General features: G+C 55.9%; 1 protein-coding gene. It reads left to right on the top strand.

From position 1 onward, the window contains the following. Position 1: 1 nt before the first annotated feature. Positions 2–562 (top strand): shufflon system plasmid conjugative transfer pilus tip adhesin PilV (pilV, locus tag BZK42_RS28045; RefSeq protein ID WP_346190206.1); only part of this gene is annotated, 561 nt, incomplete at its 3' end.

Consider the following 562-nt stretch of genomic DNA (forward strand, 5'->3'; position numbering starts at 1 on the left):
TCTGTACCGTTTTCAGGTGAACGGCCGGCCGGAACTGAACAAAATGCACACGTCGATAGATATGGGCGGCAACAACCTGAACAGCGCCGGGGTGGTGAACGGGAAGTACGGTAACTTTGACGTCAGTATTGTGAGTAACGGCCCTGTGACGGCAGGAGGTGATATTCGCAGCACAGGCGGGTGGATAATCTCACGGCACGGGCGGGGCTGGATGGATGAAACCCATGGTGGTGGGTTCTACATGACGGATAATGAGTGGATCCGCAGCCTGAACAACAAGAGTATTTACACCGGCGGACAGTTAAAAGGCGGTTCAGTCCGGTCTGACAGTGACCTTTCTGCCGGGGGGATTTTAAAGCTTGACCAGGTGAACGTTGCCGGCACCTGGTGTCCACAGAACGGGGCGATAAGCCATGACAGCTCCGGGGGAATACTTTCATGCCAGTCCGGTCGCTGGAGCGGAATTGACAATTACCCCATTGGAAGCCCCATCCCGTGGCCTTCGACGACGCCTCCTCCCGGCTATTTTTTGATGGCTGGACAGCGTTTTCCCTGCGGTTCA

It is taken from the genome of Citrobacter braakii (assembly GCF_002075345.1).
Lineage (GTDB): Bacteria > Pseudomonadota > Gammaproteobacteria > Enterobacterales > Enterobacteriaceae > Citrobacter > Citrobacter braakii.